We start from the raw sequence: 549 nt of genomic DNA on the forward strand, positions 1-549 counted from the left end.
TTGGGTTTAGAAAGAATAGCTGATTTTCCAGAAATGTGATATAATTTTCTTTATGGAAAAAATTATCATTACAGCAACTGCTGAAAGTATTGAACAAGTTGAACAACTGCTTGAAGCTGGCGTAGACCGTATCTATGTCGGTGAGAAAGATTTTGGTCTTCGTCTGCCAACGACCTTTAGTTATGAAGAGTTACGTACCATCGCTAAGCTGGTTCATGATGCAGGTAAGGAATTGATCGTTGCGGTCAATGCCCTCATGCATCAAGATATGATGGACCGTATCAACCCTTTCCTAGACTTCTTGGAAGAAATCAAGACAGACTATATTACTGTTGGGGATGCAGGTGTCTTTTATGTGGTCAACCGTGATGGCTATTCCTTCAAGACCATCTACGATGCTTCAACCATGGTGACAAGTAGTCGTCAGATTAACTTCTGGGGTCAAAAAGCTGGCGCATCTGAGGCTGTCTTGGCCCGTGAAATTCCATCTGCTGAGCTCTTTAAGATGCCTGAGATTTTGGAAATTCCTGCTGAAGTGTTGGTTTACGG

1 protein-coding gene is annotated in these 549 nt (G+C 42.3%); it reads left to right on the forward strand.

The genetic code is table 11. The features are described from left to right. Nucleotides 1-52: 52 nt before the first annotated feature. The coding region (locus SORDD16_RS03865) for a peptidase U32 family protein (protein WP_164966492.1) at nt 53-549 on the forward strand (497 nt) is incomplete at its 3' end.

Origin of the sequence: Streptococcus oralis, assembly GCF_001578945.1 — a bacterium.
Lineage (GTDB): Bacteria > Bacillota > Bacilli > Lactobacillales > Streptococcaceae > Streptococcus > Streptococcus oralis_Q.